Origin of the sequence: Mesorhizobium sp. M4B.F.Ca.ET.089.01.1.1, from assembly GCF_004022605.1 — a bacterium.
In the GTDB taxonomy this organism is placed as follows: domain Bacteria; phylum Pseudomonadota; class Alphaproteobacteria; order Rhizobiales; family Rhizobiaceae; genus Mesorhizobium; species Mesorhizobium abyssinicae.
This window is the reverse complement of record NZ_RZOS01000109.1, coordinates 1-3,160: the sequence shown is the minus strand read 5'-3', so window position 1 is coordinate 3,160 and position 3,160 is coordinate 1. Positions and strand designations below refer to the sequence as shown.

Sequence of the window (3,160 nt, the reverse complement as noted above, 5' to 3'; positions counted from 1 at the left end):
GCGGCGTTGATCCAGTCGGCGATGACCGAGCAGAAGCTCGGCCAGGACATCGAGGACATCGGCGCCAAGCTGGAAGGCCTGAAAGCGGAAGAGCAGAAGATCCGCGCCTCGCTGGCGGCGCGGCGCGACGTGCTGGCCGAAGTGCTGGGCGCGTTGCAGCGCATGGGCCTCAATCCGCCGCCGGCGATCCTGGTCAAGCCGGAGGACGCGCTGTCGTCGGTGCGCAGCGCCATCCTGCTCGGCGCGGTGGTGCCGGAATTGCGCCAGCAGACCGAGGTGCTGCTCGCCGACCTCAAGGAACAGACGCGGGTGACGACCTCGATCGAGGCGGAGCGGGCCAGGCTGACGACGGCGGTCGGCGAACAGGCGGCGGAAAAGAAGCGGCTGAGCATGCTGCTGGAGGCCAAGCAGAAGCTTCAGGCCGACACCGAGACGGAGATCGCCGCCGAGAAGCAGCGCTCACAGGTACTGGCGGCCAGGGCGGGCAGCCTCAAGGATCTGATCGCCTCGCTGGAGGCCGACAAGGCGCGCAGGGCGACAGACCAGGCCAAGGCGGCCGAGCGCAAATCGGCCGATGGCGACCAGGCTCCGGGAGGAGACGGCAAGACGCCGGCGCCGGCGGAATTGGCCGCGCTGCCGGTGCCGGAAGGCAACCGGCTCACGGCCGCGGCACCGTTCTCGGCGCTGCAGGGACAGATCGCGCTGCCGGTGACCGGCAAGATCAAGCGGCGCTTCGGCGCCGATGACGGTAACGGCGCGGTGATGCAAGGGGACATGGTTGCGACACAATCGGGAGCCATCGTCACCGCGCCGGCGGATGGAAATGTGCTTTATGCGGGGCCGTTTCGCTCTTATGGTCAACTCTTGATCCTCAATGCCGGCGACGGGTATCATGTCGTCTTGGCTGGGATGAGCAGAATCAGTGTCGCGACTGGCCAGTCGGTGCTCGCAGGAGAACCGGTCGGCGCGATGGGAGAGGCCCGGGTGGCGAGCACCTCGGCCTCGCAGAATGGAAATGCCACGCCGGAGCTCTATGTCGAGTTCCGCAAGGATGGAAAACCCGTCGATCCGACCCCATGGTGGGCGGACCGTTTTTCTGGAAGGACGTGAAATGATGCGGAAACTTTCGCTTCTGTTCGCCGGCGCGCTGATGGGCGCGTCAGCGATGAGCCTGGTCTACGGCGCGCCAGGCTCGACGGCGAACGCTGCGGGCTCCGAGACCTACAAGCAACTGGCGATCTTCGGCGACATTTTCGAGCGCGTGCGGGCGCAATATGTGACGCCGCCGGACGACAAGTCGCTGGTCGAGAACGCCATCAACGGCATGCTGGCCTCGCTCGATCCGCACTCGTCCTACATGAACGCCGAGCAGGCGCAGGACATGCGCGTGCAGACCAAGGGCGAGTTCGGCGGCCTCGGCATCGAGGTCACCATGGAGAACGACCTGGTCAAGGTGATCACGCCGATCGACGACACGCCGGCCGCCAAGGCGGGCGTGCTGGCCGGCGACTACATCGCCAAGATCGACGGCGAGGAAGTGCGCGGCCTGACCCTCAACGACGCCGTCGAGAAGATGCGCGGACCGGTCAACACGCCGATCAAGCTGACCATCCTGCGCCAGGGCGCCGACAAGCCGATCGAGCTGACGGTGGTGCGCGACATCATCAAGGTCAAGGCGGTCAAGTTCCGCGTCGAGAACGACGTCGGCTACATGAAGATCACCTCGTTCACCGAGAAGACCTACGACGATCTCGAGAACGCCATCGACACCATCAAGAAGCAGGTGCCGGCCGACAAGCTCAAGGGCTATGTGCTCGACCTGCGCCTCAATCCGGGCGGCCTGCTCGACCAGGCGGTGAGCGTGTCGGATGCCTTCCTCGACCGCGGCGAGATCGTCTCGACGCGCGGCCGCGATCCGAAGGACGTCACCCGCTTCGACGCGAGGGCGGGCGACGACATCGGCGGCAAGCCGCTGATCGTGCTGGTCAATGGCGGTTCAGCGAGCGCGTCGGAAATCGTCGCCGGCGCGCTGCAGGACCTGCGCCGCGCCACCGTGGTCGGCACCCAGTCCTTCGGCAAGGGTTCGGTGCAGACCATCATCCCGCTCGGCGAGAACGGTGCGCTCAGGCTGACGACGGCGCTCTATTACACGCCGTCCGGCAAGTCGATCCAGGGCAAGGGCATCACGCCCGACATCAAGGTCGAGCAGCCGCTGCCGGCGGATCTGCAGGGCCGGGACCTGACGCGCGGCGAATCGGACCTCAAGGGCCATATCAAGGGCGCCGACGAGAGCTCGACCGGCTCCGGCTCGGCCGCCTATGTGCCGCCGGATCCGAAGGACGACCTGCAGTTGATCTATGCCGAGCAGTTGCTGCGCGGCCAGAAGACCGATCCGGCGTTCCCGCCGAATCCGCAGAAGGCCGTGCTCAACCAGTAAGGATTCGGCGGACCAGGCCAAGAGGTCTGGCCGCCTGATCGAAGCAATGCGATGCTGCCGGGACCGCGAGGTTCCGGCAGTTTGATTCGGGGGGGCGCGGCCGGCGCGCCGCGCCCGAGGCATGGCAGGCGCCGAGGAGACTTGGATTGGCGTGGCGTTCCGGGAGGTGAGCCCACCTGCCGGTCCCAACGCTTCGGGGTTGCGGCTTGGTGGACATCGGCAAGGATATAGAACGACCGCTCGGGCAGGCCCCCAGGCCGCAGCGCGTTGCCTCGCGCGGCATCAGCACCGGCGCGGTCGCGGCGACGCTCGCTGTGCTTGCGGTGATCGGCGTCTCCGGCGCCATCGCCTTGCGCGAAAAACCGTTCCGCAAGCCGCAAGAGGTCGCGGTGTCGACGCCGAAGGTGGCGCCGGCCCCGGCCACGACGCCTGCCCCGGCACCCGCCGCGGAGGCGGCGACGGCGGCACCCAAGGTCGAAACGCCCAAGGCCGGCGGACCGCAGATCATCCATGTCCAGACCGAGGAAGGCGACGGCCCGCCCAAGGCGGCCATCGTCATCCGCGATCCGTCCGCGATCGGCCAGAACCTGAAGGTCGCGCATATCCCCGACAAGGCGTTGATCGAAGCCAGCGACACCGGCCCGCTGCCGGTCCGCGCCGCCGACGGCAGGCGGCCGTTCGACGTCTATGCGCGGCCATGGTCGGGATCGCGGGGCGCGCGCG

Annotated in this window: 2 protein-coding genes and 1 pseudogene; all 3 read left to right on the top strand. The window is 67.7% G+C overall.

The window, feature by feature from the left end; all coding sequences use genetic code 11:
* Positions 1-1,110 (top strand): murein hydrolase activator EnvC (locus EN780_RS13140; RefSeq protein ID WP_245499951.1); only part of this gene is annotated, 1,110 nt, incomplete at its 5' end.
* Between the two features lies 1 nt (position 1,111).
* The gene (locus EN780_RS13135; protein WP_187331394.1) at positions 1,112-2,437 is read left to right on the top strand and encodes a S41 family peptidase; all 1,326 of its coding nucleotides are present in this window, start codon (positions 1,112-1,114) and stop codon (positions 2,435-2,437) included.
* A 206-nt stretch (positions 2,438-2,643) separates the two neighbouring features.
* Positions 2,644-3,160, top strand: a pseudogene (locus EN780_RS13130) (divergent polysaccharide deacetylase family protein); the annotation flags it as partial.